This window comes from Planomicrobium stackebrandtii (assembly GCF_030814955.1).
Lineage (GTDB): Bacteria > Bacillota > Bacilli > Bacillales_A > Planococcaceae > Planococcus > Planococcus stackebrandtii.
Window position 1 is genome coordinate 607,666 of record NZ_JAUSWB010000001.1, and the last position, 16,795, is coordinate 624,460.

A 16,795-nucleotide genomic window follows, 5' to 3' on the forward strand; every position below is an offset into this window, starting at 1 on the left:
AAATTTTTTTCCGGATGCTTTTTTTGCGGCTATTCCGTTGCTTCCTGCGGCCTATAGAATACTTCCCACATATGGCCGTCCAGGTCCTTGAAACTCTTGAGGTAGATAGATTCATCATCCATTGTTTCGCTTGCTTGCTGGCCACCTGCCTTAAACGCAGCATTGGTCAGCTCATCCACTTCCGCTTTGCTGTTTGCAGAAATGGCCGTTATCACTTCGGCACTGCTAGTGGTATCAGCGATTTCCCTTTTTGAGAAATTCTTGAAAAAATCTTCGGTCAGCAGTATTGCGTAAATCGACGGCCCGATAATCATGCAGGCTCCCTTTTCATCTGTCATTTGTTGATCAAACTCAAATCCAATTTCTCCAAAAAAAGCTTTTGAGCGCTCGAGATTCTTAACCGGTAGATTGACAAAAATTTGCCTGGCTTGGACATTCACGTTCACCCCTCCTCTCTTTTTATTTTGTAACCCTATAATTCTCTGTACGACTGAAATATCCTGCAAATAAAAAAAAGATCCCTGGAAAGGATCTTTTAAACAAGGCGATAACGCATTAAGTAAGGAATCGCCAATATAACCGATAGCATAATGACCAGCACACTGATTAGAAAAGTTCCTGGGCCGATCAGTTGTGTAAAAAAGTAAGCAGCATAAATTGGAATTACCATAAATATAGAAGCCAAAAGCCGTGAAAGGAACTGAACTTTGTGGAGGCTGCCGCAGTTGGGACAGGCAATCGGCTTGTACGCTAGCCATAATGATTTACTGACTTGCTTCCAAGAAAATGGCGTCCGGCAGTTTACACATTGCTGCATTACTTGCCCGCTTTCAGTTCATCTACATATTGCTTCGCTTCCAACAGGGACCAGCCAAATTCCTGTCTTGTCCGTTTGACGGCTTCGACCATTCTTCCTTTTTGCAGAAGCTCGCGCAGTTCCTCATTGATATCAGGCTCTGTTATTTTTTGACCTTGCGTAGCGTGTTGGAGAAGTTTCTCTACATGCCTGATCCTGGTTTCCAAGGCTTTTACCCGCTGTTCTGTAGCATTATAAAAGACGTATCCAAACACTAGAACGGCTCCAATAATAATCAGTATCCAAGATAAATCCATTTATTCAGCACCTCCCAAATAGGTTTTACCGCGTTGATAAAATCCGCCCATTTCTTCTTTCGGCACTAAAGCCCCACCGGTTGCCCAAACAATGTGGTTTGCAGAAGACATGGAAATGCCATTCGCTTCGGCATAATCGGTTTCCAGGATTTTCAATGGGCCCAGCAATCCTGCAGTAGCAGATGGCTCGACAAAAATTTCTTCGCTGTCTCCTAGCAGAGCCAATAGTTCAAACAGCTGCCGATCTTCCAGCGTATAAATGCCGCTGACTGTTTTTTCGCTGATGCCGGAAGCAAAGCTGGATGACCTGCCGACTGCCAGTCCATCTCCTTCGGTCACATTGTCGATGCCGAGATCCTGGACGCATAGCTTTTCTTTTTCGCCAGTCATTAAACCGATCAGCACGGCAGGCGAGTGGGTCGGTTCCACAAAAAAGCAGTGAACCGCGTCACCGAAAACTTGCCGCAGCCCGAATGCGATGCCGCCCGGTGCCCCTCCTACTCCGCAGGGCAGATAAACAAACAGCGGGTGGTCGGCATCCACTGGTATACCCTCATTCTCCAATTGTTGCTTGAGCCGGAACGCCGCAACGCTATAACCCAAAAACAAGTGTTTCGACTTTTCGTCGTCCACAAAATAAGCATCCCGCTTAGCAAGCGTCTCCCTGCGCCCTGATAGGATAGCTTCGCTAAAATCGCCATCGAATTCCACCACGGTTGCCCCTTTGTCACGAAGCAGATCTTTTTTCCACTGCTTGGCGTCTGAAGACATATAGACGGATACTTGGAAGCCCAGTTTTGCACTGATGATGCCGATGCTGAGGCCAAGGTTCCCCGTGGAGCCTACTCCAATAGCGTACTGGCTGAAAAATTGCTTGAACCGATCGGATGAAAACTGCTCGTAAGACTGCTCATTGCTCAGAAGGCCTGCATCCATAGCGAGCTGCTCTGCATGATGCAGCACCTCGTAAACACCACCGCGCGCTTTAATGGATCCCGCTATTGGCAGGTCGTTATCGCATTTCAGGTACAGACTGCCTGCAATTTCTCCGCCCCAGCGGTTTTGGAGCTGCTTTTTCATATTGGAAATCTCACAGAGCGGCGATTCCACAATGCCCTTAGCTGCTGACGTATCTGGAAACTCTGCTGCCAAAAAAGGTGCGAAGCGCTGCCAAAGCTCTTCTGCCTGTTTCATATCCTCCAGGTTTACTGCCAGACCAGACATGCTGTCCATCTTTTGTCGGTTTGGATTGAGCCAGACAACCGGCTCTAAATCAATGACGTTCTTTAACAATGGATATTTTTCAATCCAGCTGTTTAGTTGAGACTGCAAAATGGTCATATAAATCCCCTTCCGTTCGATTGTCCTAATAGCTTCATCATACAGGACAGCCTAAAAGAATTCATCCTCGTATGGAATGTTTTTACTGTTCGTTCGACAGTCGTCCGATTCCTTTGTTGATAAGCAACAACGCAATGCCAATCAGCAGGAATAGCCACCACTCCACATGCATTACAGGACCGATTCCATCAAACAGGAAGGCTGTCCCTAAAATAAAAGCAAATGTCGCCATGCCATATAATCCTACTTTCACATACGTTTTCCATTGCTGATCTTTCGGTTTAAAGACAGAAGAACGGATAATCTTAAAAAATATTTTGACGCCGATTGAGCCAAACAAACTGACTGATAGCAGAATCAACAGGATGCTGCCAAGCGCAATTTCATTATTCCACTCTGTAAATACAGAAATAACAACATTAGCAATTCCATAAGTAATGGCAAACCAGCCCACTAATCCGATAATTCCTGAAGCCACTAACCAAAAGACATTTCTGCGTTTTTGGCTAGGTAAATTGGCAATCAATTCATCTGCATAGGCTTGTGGGGAATCGCCAAATAAGTCTGCTGCGTCTTTGCCGTTTTCCTGCGCTTCTAGGAGATGATCCAGCAAATCCATCAAAATTTCCTCTCCCGCATGCTCGTCCACACGAAGGTCTGTCCGAATATACAGCAGCAAATTTTCATATACTTGCTCATTGTCAGAATTCAGCAGTTCCCTTTTATCATTGTTCTCCTCAATCAATTCAGTCGTTTTTCTCATCTACTCCACCCCTTCTCAGTAATTGGCTGACAGGTGTTGCAATTTGAAGCCATTCGGAAGCAATTTGCTCCAGCTCCATTTTTCCGCTATCTGTCAAAAAATAATATTTGCGGTTCGGCCCTGATGCAGAAGCCCTCATTTCTCCGCGAATAAAGCCATTTTTCTGAAGCCGCAGCAGCACCGGATATATGGTGCCATCACTGATGTCAGGCAAACCGATCCTCTGCAGCTTTTGCGACAGCTCATAGCCGTAAACTGGCTGCTCTTCTACGACCGCCATTACACAAGCATCCAAAACCCCTTTCAGCAACTGGCTTCTAAGAGCCATAGTTGTTCCTCCTTCCGGTATTCGGTAATGCAAGATAGTGACGCAAAAAAATAACTACCTTGCATTACCAACTAGTTGCTTTGATTATAGTCAATCCCTTTCTCGCTGTCAACCATTTCCAGTACAACTCTAAAAAAAAACAGCCAATTGGCTGGTTTTTACAGAGATCCTGCTTTTAATTTTTCATGCCAGTCAGCGAGCATTGGCATATCTTCTTCACGGATAGCTCCTGTGCTTAACGCCTGTTCAACGAGCGCCGGGAAATCCGTCAGCGTATGGAATGTGTAGCCGGAGCCCGTGATTGCTTCGATCGACTGCGGCAAATCGTAAGTGAAGATGGCAACGATCCCAAGTACGTCAAAACCTGCTGCTTCCAGTGCCTGAGCTGCCTGCAGCACCGATCCGCCTTTGGAAATCAAATCTTCCACAACGACCACTTTCTTGCCCGGTTCGACTTTGCCTTCAATCATATTCGTCTGGCCGTGTTCTTTGGCTTTCGATCGGACATAGACCATCGGCAATTCAAGCAAATCGCTGACCCAAGCCGCGTGCGGAATTCCGGCAGTCGCTGTGCCTGCCACCACTTCGCATTCCGGATAAAATTGTTTGATGGTATCTGCTAACCCAGCGGCGATGTCTTTTCGCACTGCCGGATAAGACATCGTCAAACGGTTATCACAATAAATCGGCGATTTGACGCCTGATGCCCATGTGAACGGGTCTTGCGGGCGAAGTTCGACTGCCCCGACGGCCAGTAAATGATTTGCTATTTTAGATTTCAAGATTGTCCACCCCATTCTGCTGCAATTTGCGCGTAACTTTCCGACGGATTTTCCGACTTTGTAATGGCTCGGCCGACGACAATATGGCTAGATCCCTTTGCCTGAGCTTCGGCTGGTGTTGCCACCCGTTTCTGATCATCGACGGAAACCGCTGCTGGCCGGATGCCTGGCGTAACACGCAAGAAATCCTGGCCGCATGCTTCTCCGATAGGACCAGCTTCCAGCACGGAACAGACGACGCCATCCAAACCGGCTTGCATGGCCCGCTTCGCATAATGCAGCACCGACTCTTCGAGGCTGACATAAACCAGCTGATCTTCATGCATGTCTTCTTCACTGGTCGAAGTCAATTGCGTCACAGCGATAAGTTTCGTGTTGCTGCCTGACAGCCCCCGCTTTGCCGCCTTCATCATTTCGAGTCCGCCTGCGGCATGGACATTGACCATGTCAACATCCAGTTTGGCTAAGCCCCGCATTGCGGATTCAACAGTGTTCGGGATATCGTGCAGTTTCAGATCCAGAAAAATGTCATGGCCCTGTGCTTTTATGGAACGGACCAGTTCCGGCCCTTCTTGAAAATAAAGTTCCATACCTACTTTGACAAAAAGCGGTTCGGAAAACTGTGCCAAAAATTCTTCTACTTGGTTTTTCGATGCAAAATCCAAAGCAATGATTGGTTTGTTCACAGACGGTGGCTCCTTCCGACAAGCTGTTCTACTGAATCATAGCCAAGTTCATGCAGGCGTTCAGGCAATTGCCCGATGATTTCGGGGCAGACAAAAGGATTGACGAAATTCGCCGTTCCAACTGCAACAGCGCTGGCGCCGGCAGACAGAAAGTCGATGACATCATCCACATTGGTGACCCCACCCATGCCGATAATTGGCAGACTGGTATGCTTGCTGACTTCATAAACCATTCGCAATGCAACCGGTTTGATTGCTGGTCCAGACAAACCACCGGTTATATTGGCAATGACCGGTCGCCCAGTTTTCGTGTCCATCCGCATGCCCAGAAGCGTGTTGATCATGGTGATGCCATCCGCTCCACCCGCTTCGACCGCTTTCGCAATTGAGACGATGTCTGTAACATTCGGCGACAGTTTGATATAAACAGGCACGGAAGAAACTTCCTTTACTGCACGCGTCAATTCGCGGGCAACGTCCGGATCAGTACCGAAAGTGATGCCGCCCAGTTTGACGTTCGGGCAGGAGATGTTAATTTCTAGTGCATGGACATTCGGAACCTGTGAAATGGCTTTCGCAACCTCCACATAATCTTCGGTCGTCGTTCCGGCAACATTGGCGATGATTGGAACATCGTATTGTTCCAGCCATGGCAACTCCTGGCCGGCCACTTTTTCAAGTCCCGGGTTTTGCAGACCGATGGCATTGAGCATACCGGATGCCGTTTCCGCTACTCGCGGCGTCGGATTGCCGAGGCGCGTCTCTACAGTCGTCGCTTTGATCATGATGGCGCCCAGCTGCGACAAGTCATACAATTGCGCATATTCTTTGCCGAAACCAAAACAGCCGGAAGCTGGCATGATCGGATTTTTTAAATCGAGTCCTGGTAGTTTTACGGTTAAGTCTGTCATGAGATCACCACTCCTGCTGGAAATACCGGTCCGTCTGAACAAACTTTGATATAATCCGTTTCGCTTCTTGTTGTTCGGCAGACACAGGCAAAGCATGCCCCGATGCCGCAGCCCATCCGCTGTTCATAGGACAGGAAGCCTTTTTTCTGCGGATATGCCCATTGCACTGCTTCCAGCATGGCGGTCGGACCGCAGCTGTAGTACGTATCAAAATCAATTGGCAGTTCATTGAGAATATGCGTCACAAACCCTTGGGTGCCGTGAGAGCCGTCGACTGTGGCAATGTGCGTATCGCCAAGTTTGCGGAACTTGTCTTCATAGAAGACCGCCTGCTTGCTTTCAAATCCGAGGATATGAACAGTTTCAATGCCGCGTGCGTTCAATTGTTTGGCGAGTTCATATAGGGGAGGAACGCCAATTCCTCCGCCGATCAAATACGCTTTTTTCTGTGCTTCTTCCACGGGAAAGCCGTGCCCAAGAGGTCCAAGAATATCCAATGTGTCACCTGGCTTTTTCTCTGCCAGCAGTCCAGTGCCGCGGCCTTCTGCACGGTAGATCATCGTGAATTGTGAAGCTTCCAGATCGATGGAAGCCACAGAAATCGGCCGGCGCAGCAAGGGTTCAAAGCTATCTGCCACACGAATGTGAACAAATTGTCCCGGCTCTGCCATTTCATTGGCCAGTTCGCCTTGTACTGTCAGTTCAAAAATGTGCTTGGCGATTTCCTGCTGGTTGATGACTTGCATACGCTCTTGTTTGATCATACACCTGCCCCCATTTCTTCAGCTGAGAAGGTCATCGATTCGATGACGCGCAGCATCGCTTCTGCCGTATCCAGTGAAGTCAGGCAAGGAATGCCGTTTTCGACTGATTCGCGGCGAATGCGGAAACCGTCGCGCTGCGGCTGCTTGCCTTTCGTCAATGTGTTGATGACGATTTGGGTGTCGCCGTTTTGGATGACATCCAGCAAGGTTTTGCCTGTTGATCCGATCTTGCCGATTGGCGCTACCAAAATACCCGCTTCTTCAAAAGCTTTGGCTGTCCCGCCGGTCGCCATAATCTGATAGCCGATCGCTTTAAAGCGTTTCGCTAAACCGATCGCTTCTTCTTTGTCCTTGTCCGCAACCGTCAGCAGCACTGTGCCGTGGTCTTTTACTTCCATGCCGGCTGCTGCCAACCCTTTATAAAGTGCTTTTTCCAAAGTCGTGTCTTTGCCCATGACTTCTCCGGTGGATTTCATTTCCGGCCCAAGCGTTATGTCCACCCGGCGAAGTTTCGCGAATGAGAACACCGGCACTTTGACGAATACGCCTTTTGAGATCGGCGCAAGTCCTGGCGTATAGCCTTGATCCACGATACTCTGCCCCAGAATTGCTTTTGTCGCGATATTGGCCATCGGGATCGACGTGATTTTGCTCATGAACGGCACCGTCCGGCTTGATCTTGGATTCACTTCAATGACGAAAACTTCACCTTTGGAAATGACGTACTGGATATTCAGCAAGCCGACAATGTTCAGCCCTTTTGCCAGGCGCGTCGTGTAGTCAACCAAGGTATCCAATAATTCCGTAGAGATGTTTTGTGTCGGATAGACCGCAATTGAGTCGCCCGAGTGGACGCCTGCTCGTTCAATATGCTCCATGATGCCTGGGATCAATACGTGTTTTCCATCCGAGATGGCATCTACTTCGATTTCGATTCCAGTCAGGTAACGGTCAACCAGAACCGGATGTTCCGGACTTGCTTCTACGGCATGTTCCATATAATGCTTCAAGTCTTCCTGGTTGTAAACAATTTCCATTGCGCGTCCGCCAAGAACATAGGAAGGGCGGACCAACACCGGGTAGCCAATGTCAGCTGCAATGATGATCGCTTCTTCTGCGTTGACGGCCGTTTTGCCTAGAGGCTGCGGAATGCCGATTTCGTGCAGGGCTGCTTCAAATTTATTGCGATTTTCCGCTCTGTCCGTATCTTCCAAAGTTGTCCCAAGAATTTTAACGCCGTTCTGTTCCAATTTTTCTGCAAGGTTGATGGCTGTCTGCCCGCCGAACTGGACGACAACGCCTTTTGGCTGCTCCAAGTCGACAATGTGCATGACATCCTCGATTGTCAGCGGTTCAAAATACAATTTATCCGAAATCGAGAAGTCTGTCGAGACGGTTTCCGGGTTGTTGTTGACGATGATTGCTTCATAGCCTGCTTCTTTGATGGCCCAGACAGAATGCACCGTCGCATAATCAAATTCCACGCCTTGGCCGATGCGGATCGGACCTGATCCAAGAACGATGACGGATTCTTTGTCGGTTTTCACGGATTCATTTTCATCTTCATACGTACCGTAGAAATAAGGCGTTTCGGATTCGAATTCCGCAGCACAAGTATCAACCATTTTATAGACCGGCATCAACTTTTGTTCTTTGCGCCAATTGTAAACTTCCTGCTCGGTCGTATTCCATAGCTTCGCAATCGTCCGGTCAGCAAAGCCCAGACGTTTCGCGCGTTTCGCTGTCTCATAGTCAAAAGCAGCGTTTTTCAATGTTTCTTCGTATTGGACGATGTTTTCGAACTTCTTCAGGAAGAATAAATCAATTTGGCTCCATTCGTTGATGGTTTCAATCGTCACTCCGCGGCGCAGCGCTTCGCCGATAAAGAACAAGCGCTCATCTCCAGCCCGGCAGATGCGTTTTTGAATCCATTCGTCGCTCATGGCGTCAGCATTTTTCAACTCCAGGTGGAATTGGCCTGTTTCCAGCGATCGGACAGCTTTCAGGATTGACTCTTCGAACGTCCGGCCCATAGCCATCACTTCTCCAGTTGCTTTCATCTGCGTCCCCAAATTGCGTTTTGCCGATTCGAATTTATCAAACGGCCAGCGTGGAATTTTCGTAACCACATAATCCAATGCCGGCTCGAAAGCGGCATAGGTCCGGCCTGTGACCGGGTTCATCATTTCATCCAGTGTCAAGCCGACTGCGATTTTAGCGGCTAGTTTGGCGATCGGGTAGCCTGTCGCTTTTGAAGCCAGTGCAGAAGACCGGCTGACACGTGGGTTTACTTCGATGATGTAGTAATTAAAGCTGAATGGATCCAGCGCCAGCTGCACGTTGCATCCGCCTTCGATTTTCAATGCGCGGATGATTTTCAGCGAGACATTGCGCAACATCTGGTATTCGCGGTCAGACAATGTTTGGCTGGGCGCCACAACAATCGAATCGCCTGTATGAATGCCCACCGGATCGATATTTTCCATGTTGCAGACAACAATTGCCGTATCGTTTTTATCGCGCATCACTTCGTATTCGATTTCCTTGAAGCCGGCAATTGATTTTTCCAGCAGGCATTGCGTGACCGGGCTGTATTTCAGGCCACTCGCCACGATTTCCTTCAATTCTTCGTAATTGTGGCAGATACCGCCGCCGGTGCCGCCTAATGTAAAGGCCGGACGGACGATAACCGGATAGCCGACCCGTGCAATAAAGTTCTCTGCTTCTGCCATGTTGTGGATAATATCCGAATCGGGAACCGGTTCTCCCAGTTCGTTCATCAAAGTTCGGAACAAGTCACGGTCTTCCGCTTTATGGATGGCTTCCAGCTTGGTCCCTAAGATTTCGATATTCAACTCGTCCAAAATTCCTGATTCGTCTAGTTCGATGGCCATGTTCAACCCTGTTTGACCGCCCAGTGTCGGAAGCAGCGCGTCCGGACGCTCTTTGCGGAGGATGCGGCTGACAAATTCCAAGGTAATTGGCTCGATATAGACTTTATCTGCAATTTCGGTATCCGTCATAATGGTTGCTGGATTTGAGTTGATCAGGATGACACGGTAACCTTCTTCTCGCAATGCCAGGCAGGCTTGCGTGCCGGCATAGTCAAACTCTGCTGCTTGTCCGATAACGATTGGTCCCGAACCGATTACGAGTATACTTTGAATATCTTGTCTTTTAGGCATGTTGCTGCTCCTTTCGAGTTGCGTTCATTACATCTATAAATCGGTCGAATAAGTAGTTTGAGTCTTCAGGTCCCGGTGAAGATTCCGGATGGTACTGGACGGTGAATGCTGGGTAATCCAAATGGGTCAGTCCTTCATTCGTTCCGTCGTTCAATGCGCTATGCGTCACTTTCAATCTCGTGCCTTGCAGTGTTTCTTCATCTACAGCGTAGCCGTGGTTTTGGGAAGTGATTTCGATCCTTCCGGTGATTAAGTCACGGACTGGATGGTTGCCGCCGCGATGGCCGAACTTCAGCTTAAAGGTATCCGCACCGCAGGCTCTTGCAAACAATTGGTGGCCCAGGCAGATGCCGAAGATTGGAACATTCCCGAGCAGTTCCCGCACCACTTCTACACATTCTTCTACGTCTTTAGGGTCTCCAGGGCCGTTTGACAGCATGACGCCGTCCGGTCCCCAAGCCAAAATTTCTTTTGACGGCGTATTATATGGCACAACAATTACATCGCAATCGCGGTTGTTAAGCTCGCGCAAGATGCCGTGCTTCATGCCGTAGTCAATGAGTACCACTCGTTTGCCCCGGCCCGGGCTCGGATAAGGGCGTGCTGATGAAACTTGTGCCACTTGGTTTCTTGGCAAAACGGTCGCCTGAAGCGTCTTGACCACTTCTTCAGTTTGAACATCTTCGCCTGCTGCCGTCAATACTCCTTTAATGGAGCCTTTTGAACGGATCAGGCGTGTCAGTTTGCGTGTATCAATTCCGGAAATTCCGGGGATGCCTTTGATTTTGAACAATTCATCCAATGTTAAATTGTTTCGGAAGTTGGATGGAAACTCAGCGATTTCTCGAACCACCATTCCCTTGACTGCTGGTTCAATCGATTCAAAATCATCGCTGTTGATGCCGTAATTGCCGATCAATGGATACGTCATAGTGATAATCTGACCACAGTAGGAAGGGTCTGATAAAATTTCCTGATAGCCGGTCATGCTCGTATTAAAGACAATTTCCCCAACCGAGGCATCTTCGCCGCCGAATGCTGTTCCTTCAAATACCGTACCGTCTTCTAAGATCAAATAGCGTTTCATCAATTTTTCTCCTCCTGCCATACGATTTCTCCACCAAAAATGGTCATTGCCGGCCATCCTGTACAGTTCCAGCCGTCAAACGGTGTATTTTTGCCTTTTGATAAAAATTCATCTGCCTGAATTGGCTGCTCTTTATCCAGATCCAAGAGCACCAGGTCGGCTGTTTGGCCAGGTTCCATCGTGCCATAAGGCAAGTTAAAGGTTTTACTCGGCTTGATTGTCAACCAGTCGATCAATTGCTGCAGCGTCCACACGCCTGTTTTGACGAATTTGCTGTGGAGCAACGGAAACGCTGTTTCAAATCCAACTATGCCGAACATCGATCCGTTCATGCCGTTGGTTTTCTCTGCTGCTGTATGCGGTGCATGATCTGTTGCTATAAAGTCCAGCGTCCCGTCAAGCAAGCCTTCGTGCAAAGCCTGCCAATCTTCCTTGGCACGAAGCGGCGGGTTCATTTTGTAGTTTGCATCATCTGCTGGAATATCGTCTTCTGTCAATAACAAGTGGTGCGGCGTTACTTCAGCCGTCACGCGAACACCCGCGCGTTTTGCGTCACGGATAATGCGCACAGATTCTTTCGTGCTGACGTGGCAAACATGGTAATGCGCCCCTGCAGCTTCGGCCAGCAAAATGTCGCGCGCAATATGCACAGATTCTGCAATGGAAGGAATGCCTTTAAGCCCCAGCTCTTTGCTGCGTTTGCCTTCATGCATAACACCGTCATAAATCAGGCTGTTGTCTTCACAATGGGCGACGACCGCCATATCAATTTTTGCGGCATCCTGCATCGTTTCGTACATCATGCCCGCCTGCTGGATGCCAACACCGTCATCGGTGAAGGCAAACGCGCCGTTTTCTTTCAGCTCCTGCAAATTCGTGCGTTCTTTCCCGGCTTCTCTGATCGTGATGGAAGCATACGGCAAAACCCGGATAAGCGCATTTTTTTCGATCAATCCGTTGACCAGCTGCAGATTTTCTTTCGTGTCGGGAACAGGGCGCGTGTTCGGCATGGCACAGATTGTAGTAAATCCGCCTTTTGCCGCTGATTTCGTCCCGCTTTCGATCGTTTCTTTCTGCTCGCCGCCTGGTTCACGCAAGTGAACGTGGATATCAACAAATCCTGGTGCGATCATTCGGCCATTGCCGTCAATTTCCGTTTCGTCCTTCACTTTTAAATCTTTGCCGATTTCATTGATTTTGCCATCGGTGATGCGGATATTGGTTGGTGCAAGTTCTCCATTTTGCAGCATGTTTACATTTTTTATGAATAAATTCAAGTTAATCTCTCCCTTTCAATGCGTATTCAAGTACTGCCATCCGGACAAATACTCCGTTAGCCATTTGTTTAAAAATTCGTGAGCGTTCACATTCAACAAGGCAATCTGCGATTTCAACACCCCGGTTGATCGGCGCAGGATGCATGATGATGGCGCCCTCTTTCATACGCTTTTCCCGTTCAATCGTTAAACCGTATTGCTCGTGGTAGTTTTCTTTTGAAAACATAGCCGATACCGCATGGCGTTCATGCTGAACGCGCAGCATCATGACGACGTCCGTCTTTTCAATAAAGTCGTCCAGATGTTCCGAAGAGTCGTACTCTCCGCTCCATTCTTCCGGGCAGATAAAAGTCACTTCAGCCCCCAGCTGTTTGAGTGCCGCTGCATTCGATTTTGCTACGCGGCTGTGCGCGATATCTCCGACGATGGTGACGTGGATGCCCTCGACTCGGCCAAACTCCTGATAGATGGTCAGCAAGTCCAGAAGCGACTGCGTCGGATGCTGCCCAGAGCCATCTCCGCCGTTGATGACCGCGACCTTGCACCCTTCAAGCTGCTGGTAGTATTCCTCTTCCTCGTGGCGGATGATGACTGCATCCACCCCGATTGCTTCCATCGTCCTGACCGTGTCGTACAGCGTTTCCCCTTTTAAGATGCTCGAGAAGGCTGTTTCAAACGGCAGCACGGCCAGTCCCATTTTGTTCTCGGCCATTTCAAAACTCATCTTGGTCCGCGTACTCGGTTCAAAAAACAGGTTGACGACTGTGCCGTCTATCGGTGCTTTTTCACCTTGCCGGAACTTTTCGGCCCGTTCCAGCAAGGTCATGATGGTTTGGTTTTCTAAGTTGTTCATAGATAGTAAGTTTGCCAAAATCATCTCATCCTTTCATCCGCTATAAAAAAACACCTTCCCAGGGGCAGGAAGGTGTGAGGAAAAAAGGGCAGAATACACCCCGATTTTCAACCCTTTCCATGCCTCTCTGGACATTCATTAAAAGGTGATTATTCAGTTCCGTCGTCTAATTCGTTCTTGTTCAGTCCCGGCAGCACCAGGTTGAGGATTACGCCGACGATTGCCGCAAGTGCCATTCCTTCAATCGCGAAGGATTCGCTGAATTCCAGCTTGGCTCCGCCAATGCCGATCACCAGGATGACTGAGGAAATAACCAAGTTGCGGTTGTTGCCAAAGTCGATGTTGTTATCCACCAGCATGCGCAATCCGGAAGAAGCGATAATGCCGAACAGCAGGATGGAAATTCCGCCAAGAACAGCTGTCGGAATGGTCTCAATCACCGCCATCAGTTTGCCCAGGAATGAAAACGCGATGGCAAACACCGCAGCTCCTAAGATGACATAAACCGAGAATACTTTGGTTATGGCAAGAACGCCGATGTTTTCGCCGTATGTGGTCTTTGGCGGACCGCCGACCAGTGAAGAAATAAAGGTTCCGATGCCGTCGCCCAGTATCGAGCGGTGCAGGCCCGGATCTTTTATGTAATTGCGGTCTACGATTTTGCCGAGCACCAGCTGATGGCCGATGTGTTCAGAAATGGTGACGATGGCAATTGGCACCATAACGAACAGCAAAGTCGGTGTTACTTGGAACGAATAATCCACTCCGGGAATCAGGAATTCCGGCACTGCAAACCAACTTGCTTCGCCGATCGCCGTAAAGTCAATAATGCCAATGGCAGCCGAGTAAACATAACCCACGATAATGCCAATCAGGATGGGCATCAGTGAAATGATGTTCTTGAAATAGATGTTGCAGATGATTGCCGTCAATAAGGTGACAATGGCAGCTGAGAAATGGATCAGGCTGTATTCCGATCCGTTTCCGACAGGAATATTCATGGCCATGTCTACAGCCGTTCCTGACAAGGCAAGTCCGATGACGATGATGACGGGGCCCACCACAATCGGCGGCAGCAGCTTCATCAGCCACTGGTAGCCGGTTTTCCAGATGATCAATGCGACGATGGCATATACCGCTGAAACGAACATGGCACCGATCATAGCGGAGCCGATGCCTCCAGTTTCAGTGGCAATCGTGATTGGCACGATAAAGGCGAATGAAGAACCTAAATATGCGGGTACTTTAAATTGCGTGATGATGATAAAGATGATGGTGGCGATTCCGCTTGTCAACAGCGCGATAGCTGGGCTCAAGCCGACCAGTTGCGGCACCAGGATGGTCGCTCCAAACATTGCAAACATATGCTGCAGGCTTAATGAAACCCATTGGACTGCTTTCGGTTTATCTTGTACATCTAAAATTGCTTCACTCACTGTCCATTCTCCCCTGTCTCTTTCTCTCTATTCGTGAATGGCTACCCGGTCAACCCGGTCGCTTTCAATCATTTGTACGACAATCCGTTCATCGCTTGAAGTCGGAATATTTTTCCCGACAAAGTCTGCCCGGATTGGCAGCTCGCGGTGGCCTCGGTCAATCAGTACAGCCAGTTGAATTTGCGCCGGCCTGCCGAGATCCATCACAGCGTCCATTGCAGCCCGTACTGTCCGTCCTGTGTAAAGCACATCGTCCACAAGAATGACTTTTTTATTGAGTATGCTGTGTTTGATATCAACCTGCTGAACCAAGGGCTCCTGATTTTTTGTTTTGATGCTCAGATCGTCCCTGTACAGGGTGATGTCAAGTTCGCCTTTCATGATTGGGCGCCCTTCGATTTTTTCAATTTTTTCCGCCAGCCGCTTTGCAATGAAAGCTCCACGCGTTTTGATCCCGACCAGTATGCAATCATCGATGCCTTTGTTGCGCTCGATGATTTCATGCGCGATTCGGGTGATAGCCCGGCTGATCGCTTGTTCGTCCAGAATGTCCGCTTTTTCCACCATGAGATCCGCTCCTTTTTTGCAAATAAAAAACCTCTTGCCTGAGAGGCAAGAGGATAGATGCGCAGAAAAATTCAGCACGGAAGACAGACTTCCGGCTTGCGTAAATACCTTCTCAGCCTCTCTGGACTGTTATTAAAGGTGTTCGTTATTCGATTCGTTTTTTCAAGTATAAAGAAAGACGTTCGGGTTTGTCAATCCTTGTCGCGAAGAGATTCCAGAAGTTCTGCAAATTCAGCCGGAGGCTCTGCAGAAAACTCCAGGTATTCCGCTGTTTTCGGATGAACAAATCCGATAACTTCCGCGTGAAGAGCTTGTCCCCCGACATCCATTGTTTTTTTCGGTCCGTATTTCGGATCGCCAACAAGCGGATAGCCGATGTATTTCATGTGGACACGAATTTGGTGGGTTCTTCCTGTTTCGAGACGGCATTCCACAAGCGTGAAGTTTCCAAAACGTTCCAATACGCGGAAATGCGTTACTGCATGCTTTCCTTTATCAACGATGGCCATGTTCTGGCGCTCTTTTGGATCGCGTGCAATCGGTGCTTGGATCGTTCCTTTGTCGTGGGGAATATGGCCATGGACCAACGCTACGTACTTACGGGTAACAGTCTTTTTCACTAATTGGTCAACCAGTGAAGTATGGGAAGCGTCATTTTTTGCCACCATCAACAAACCGGATGTATCCTTGTCGATTCTATGGACGATTCCTGGGCGTACCACGCCATTTATGCCGGAAAGGTCCTGGCAATGATGCATCAAGCCATTAACCAACGTTCCATTGGCATGCCCTGGAGCTGGATGAACGACCATACCTTTTGGTTTGTTGACGACAAGAACATCTTCGTCTTCATAGACGATCTCCAAATTCAGGTCTTCTGGCACGATATCCAGCTCTACAAGCTCTGGAGGCGTTACGATGATAATATCCTGCAAACGTACTTTGTAATTTGGTTTGACGGTAAGGCCATTAACTTTTACGGCACCATCTTTGACCCAATTGGCGATCTGTGAACGCGACCATTCTTCATCTATCGACGACACAGCTTTATCTACTCGTTCGCCGGCCATTTCTTCTGTAATTTCAATCGTTAAATCTTCCATTAAGACACCTTTTTCTTTTGTTGTTTTTCGTCATAAATAATATAGATAATCATCAAAACGACACCGATCGTTAAAGCGGCATCAGCAACATTAAATATTGGAAACTCGTAATTGATCACTGGAATCAGCACATCGACAAAATCGACGACTTCCCCGCGCACCATTCGATCGATAAAATTGCCGATCGCTCCGCCTAAGAGAATCATCAAGCTTAACTGAAACAGGGGCTGCCCTTGTGCGTGTTTATGAAAATAGTAAAGAATTCCGATGATGACTGCCACGGTAATGATGCCAAACAGCCACATCTGTCCCTCAAGCATTCCCCAGGCAGCACCACGGTTGCGATGCGAAAGCCAGCCAAGATAAGGTTCAATAACCGGAATCCGTTCACCCAGTTCCATATTTTTCAGGACCAGCCATTTCGTCCATTGATCTACTGCGATTATCAATAATGCGATTCCATAATAAATAAACATCCGTATCCTCCGTCAATTCATCAGTCAATCTATTTTAACACAATGTCAGGGGAAAAAGTAAAGGTCTGAAAAACCGGAATCCCGGTTCTCCAGACCTCTTCTGTAGTTCAACCTATGTTTTTC

The 16,795-nt window shown here is 48.4% G+C and carries 18 protein-coding genes; all 18 read right to left on the bottom strand.

The window, feature by feature from the left end:
* Positions 1 to 29 precede the first annotated feature (29 nt).
* Positions 30 to 446 (bottom strand): VOC family protein, encoded by a 417-nt coding sequence (locus tag QOZ98_RS03200; protein WP_407676692.1) that lies wholly within the window; start codon positions 444 to 446, stop codon positions 30 to 32.
* An 89-nt stretch (positions 447 to 535) separates the two neighbouring features.
* Complete coding sequence (locus QOZ98_RS03205; protein ID WP_308786063.1) at positions 536 to 817, bottom strand: TIGR04104 family putative zinc finger protein; 282 nt, start codon at positions 815 to 817, stop codon at positions 536 to 538.
* Positions 817 to 1,113 (bottom strand): hypothetical protein, encoded by a 297-nt coding sequence (locus QOZ98_RS03210; RefSeq protein ID WP_308786064.1) that lies wholly within the window; start codon positions 1,111 to 1,113, stop codon positions 817 to 819. The genes QOZ98_RS03205 and QOZ98_RS03210 overlap by 1 nt, the downstream gene beginning before the upstream one ends.
* A complete protein-coding gene (locus QOZ98_RS03215) occupies positions 1,114 to 2,454 on the bottom strand; it encodes a D-serine ammonia-lyase (protein WP_308786065.1) in 1,341 nt (446 codons plus the stop codon).
* A gap of 82 nt (positions 2,455 to 2,536) precedes the next feature.
* Complete coding sequence (locus QOZ98_RS03220; RefSeq protein ID WP_308786066.1) at positions 2,537 to 3,217, bottom strand: DUF1129 family protein; 681 nt, start codon at positions 3,215 to 3,217, stop codon at positions 2,537 to 2,539.
* Complete coding sequence (locus QOZ98_RS03225) at positions 3,201 to 3,545, bottom strand: PadR family transcriptional regulator (RefSeq protein ID WP_308786067.1); 345 nt, start codon at positions 3,543 to 3,545, stop codon at positions 3,201 to 3,203. Before QOZ98_RS03225 ends, QOZ98_RS03220 begins: the two co-directional genes overlap by 17 nt.
* Before the next feature lie 158 nt (positions 3,546 to 3,703).
* Positions 3,704 to 4,327 (bottom strand): orotate phosphoribosyltransferase, encoded by a 624-nt coding sequence (gene pyrE / locus QOZ98_RS03230; protein WP_308786068.1) that lies wholly within the window; start codon positions 4,325 to 4,327, stop codon positions 3,704 to 3,706.
* On the bottom strand, positions 4,324 to 5,013 hold the full coding sequence (pyrF, locus tag QOZ98_RS03235) for an orotidine-5'-phosphate decarboxylase (protein ID WP_308786069.1): 690 nt from the start codon (positions 5,011 to 5,013) through the stop codon (positions 4,324 to 4,326). The genes pyrE and pyrF overlap by 4 nt, the downstream gene beginning before the upstream one ends.
* Positions 5,010 to 5,924, bottom strand: a complete 915-nt coding sequence (locus QOZ98_RS03240) for a dihydroorotate dehydrogenase (RefSeq protein ID WP_308786070.1) — start codon at positions 5,922 to 5,924, stop codon at positions 5,010 to 5,012. Before QOZ98_RS03240 ends, pyrF begins: the two co-directional genes overlap by 4 nt.
* Positions 5,921 to 6,688, bottom strand: coding sequence for a dihydroorotate dehydrogenase electron transfer subunit (locus QOZ98_RS03245; protein WP_308786071.1), 768 nt, complete (start codon positions 6,686 to 6,688; stop codon positions 5,921 to 5,923). The genes QOZ98_RS03240 and QOZ98_RS03245 overlap by 4 nt, the downstream gene beginning before the upstream one ends.
* Positions 6,685 to 9,873 carry a carbamoyl-phosphate synthase large subunit gene (gene carB, locus QOZ98_RS03250; RefSeq protein ID WP_308786072.1) on the bottom strand — a complete coding sequence of 1,063 codons (3,189 nt, stop codon included), beginning with the start codon at positions 9,871 to 9,873 and terminating at the stop codon, positions 6,685 to 6,687. The genes QOZ98_RS03245 and carB overlap by 4 nt, the downstream gene beginning before the upstream one ends.
* Entirely contained in the window at positions 9,866 to 10,963 is a 1,098-nt protein-coding gene (locus QOZ98_RS03255) for a carbamoyl phosphate synthase small subunit (RefSeq protein WP_308786073.1), read from the bottom strand. The genes carB and QOZ98_RS03255 overlap by 8 nt, the downstream gene beginning before the upstream one ends.
* On the bottom strand, positions 10,960 to 12,237 hold the full coding sequence (locus tag QOZ98_RS03260) for a dihydroorotase (protein WP_308786074.1): 1,278 nt from the start codon (positions 12,235 to 12,237) through the stop codon (positions 10,960 to 10,962). Before QOZ98_RS03260 ends, QOZ98_RS03255 begins: the two co-directional genes overlap by 4 nt.
* Before the next feature lies 1 nt (position 12,238).
* Positions 12,239 to 13,108 (bottom strand): aspartate carbamoyltransferase catalytic subunit, encoded by an 870-nt coding sequence (locus QOZ98_RS03265; protein ID WP_308786075.1) that lies wholly within the window; start codon positions 13,106 to 13,108, stop codon positions 12,239 to 12,241.
* Between the two features lie 131 nt (positions 13,109 to 13,239).
* A complete protein-coding gene (locus QOZ98_RS03270; RefSeq protein WP_308786076.1) occupies positions 13,240 to 14,526 on the bottom strand; it encodes a solute carrier family 23 protein in 1,287 nt (428 codons plus the stop codon).
* A gap of 27 nt (positions 14,527 to 14,553) precedes the next feature.
* Positions 14,554 to 15,090 carry a bifunctional pyr operon transcriptional regulator/uracil phosphoribosyltransferase PyrR gene (pyrR, locus tag QOZ98_RS03275; RefSeq protein WP_308786138.1) on the bottom strand — a complete coding sequence of 179 codons (537 nt, stop codon included), beginning with the start codon at positions 15,088 to 15,090 and terminating at the stop codon, positions 14,554 to 14,556.
* 194 nt (positions 15,091 to 15,284) lie between these two features.
* Positions 15,285 to 16,196, bottom strand: coding sequence for an RluA family pseudouridine synthase (locus QOZ98_RS03280; RefSeq protein WP_142826619.1), 912 nt, complete (start codon positions 16,194 to 16,196; stop codon positions 15,285 to 15,287).
* Positions 16,196 to 16,672 (bottom strand): signal peptidase II, encoded by a 477-nt coding sequence (gene lspA / locus QOZ98_RS03285; protein ID WP_308786077.1) that lies wholly within the window; start codon positions 16,670 to 16,672, stop codon positions 16,196 to 16,198. Before lspA ends, QOZ98_RS03280 begins: the two co-directional genes overlap by 1 nt.
* Between the last annotated feature and the right edge of the window lie 123 nt (positions 16,673 to 16,795).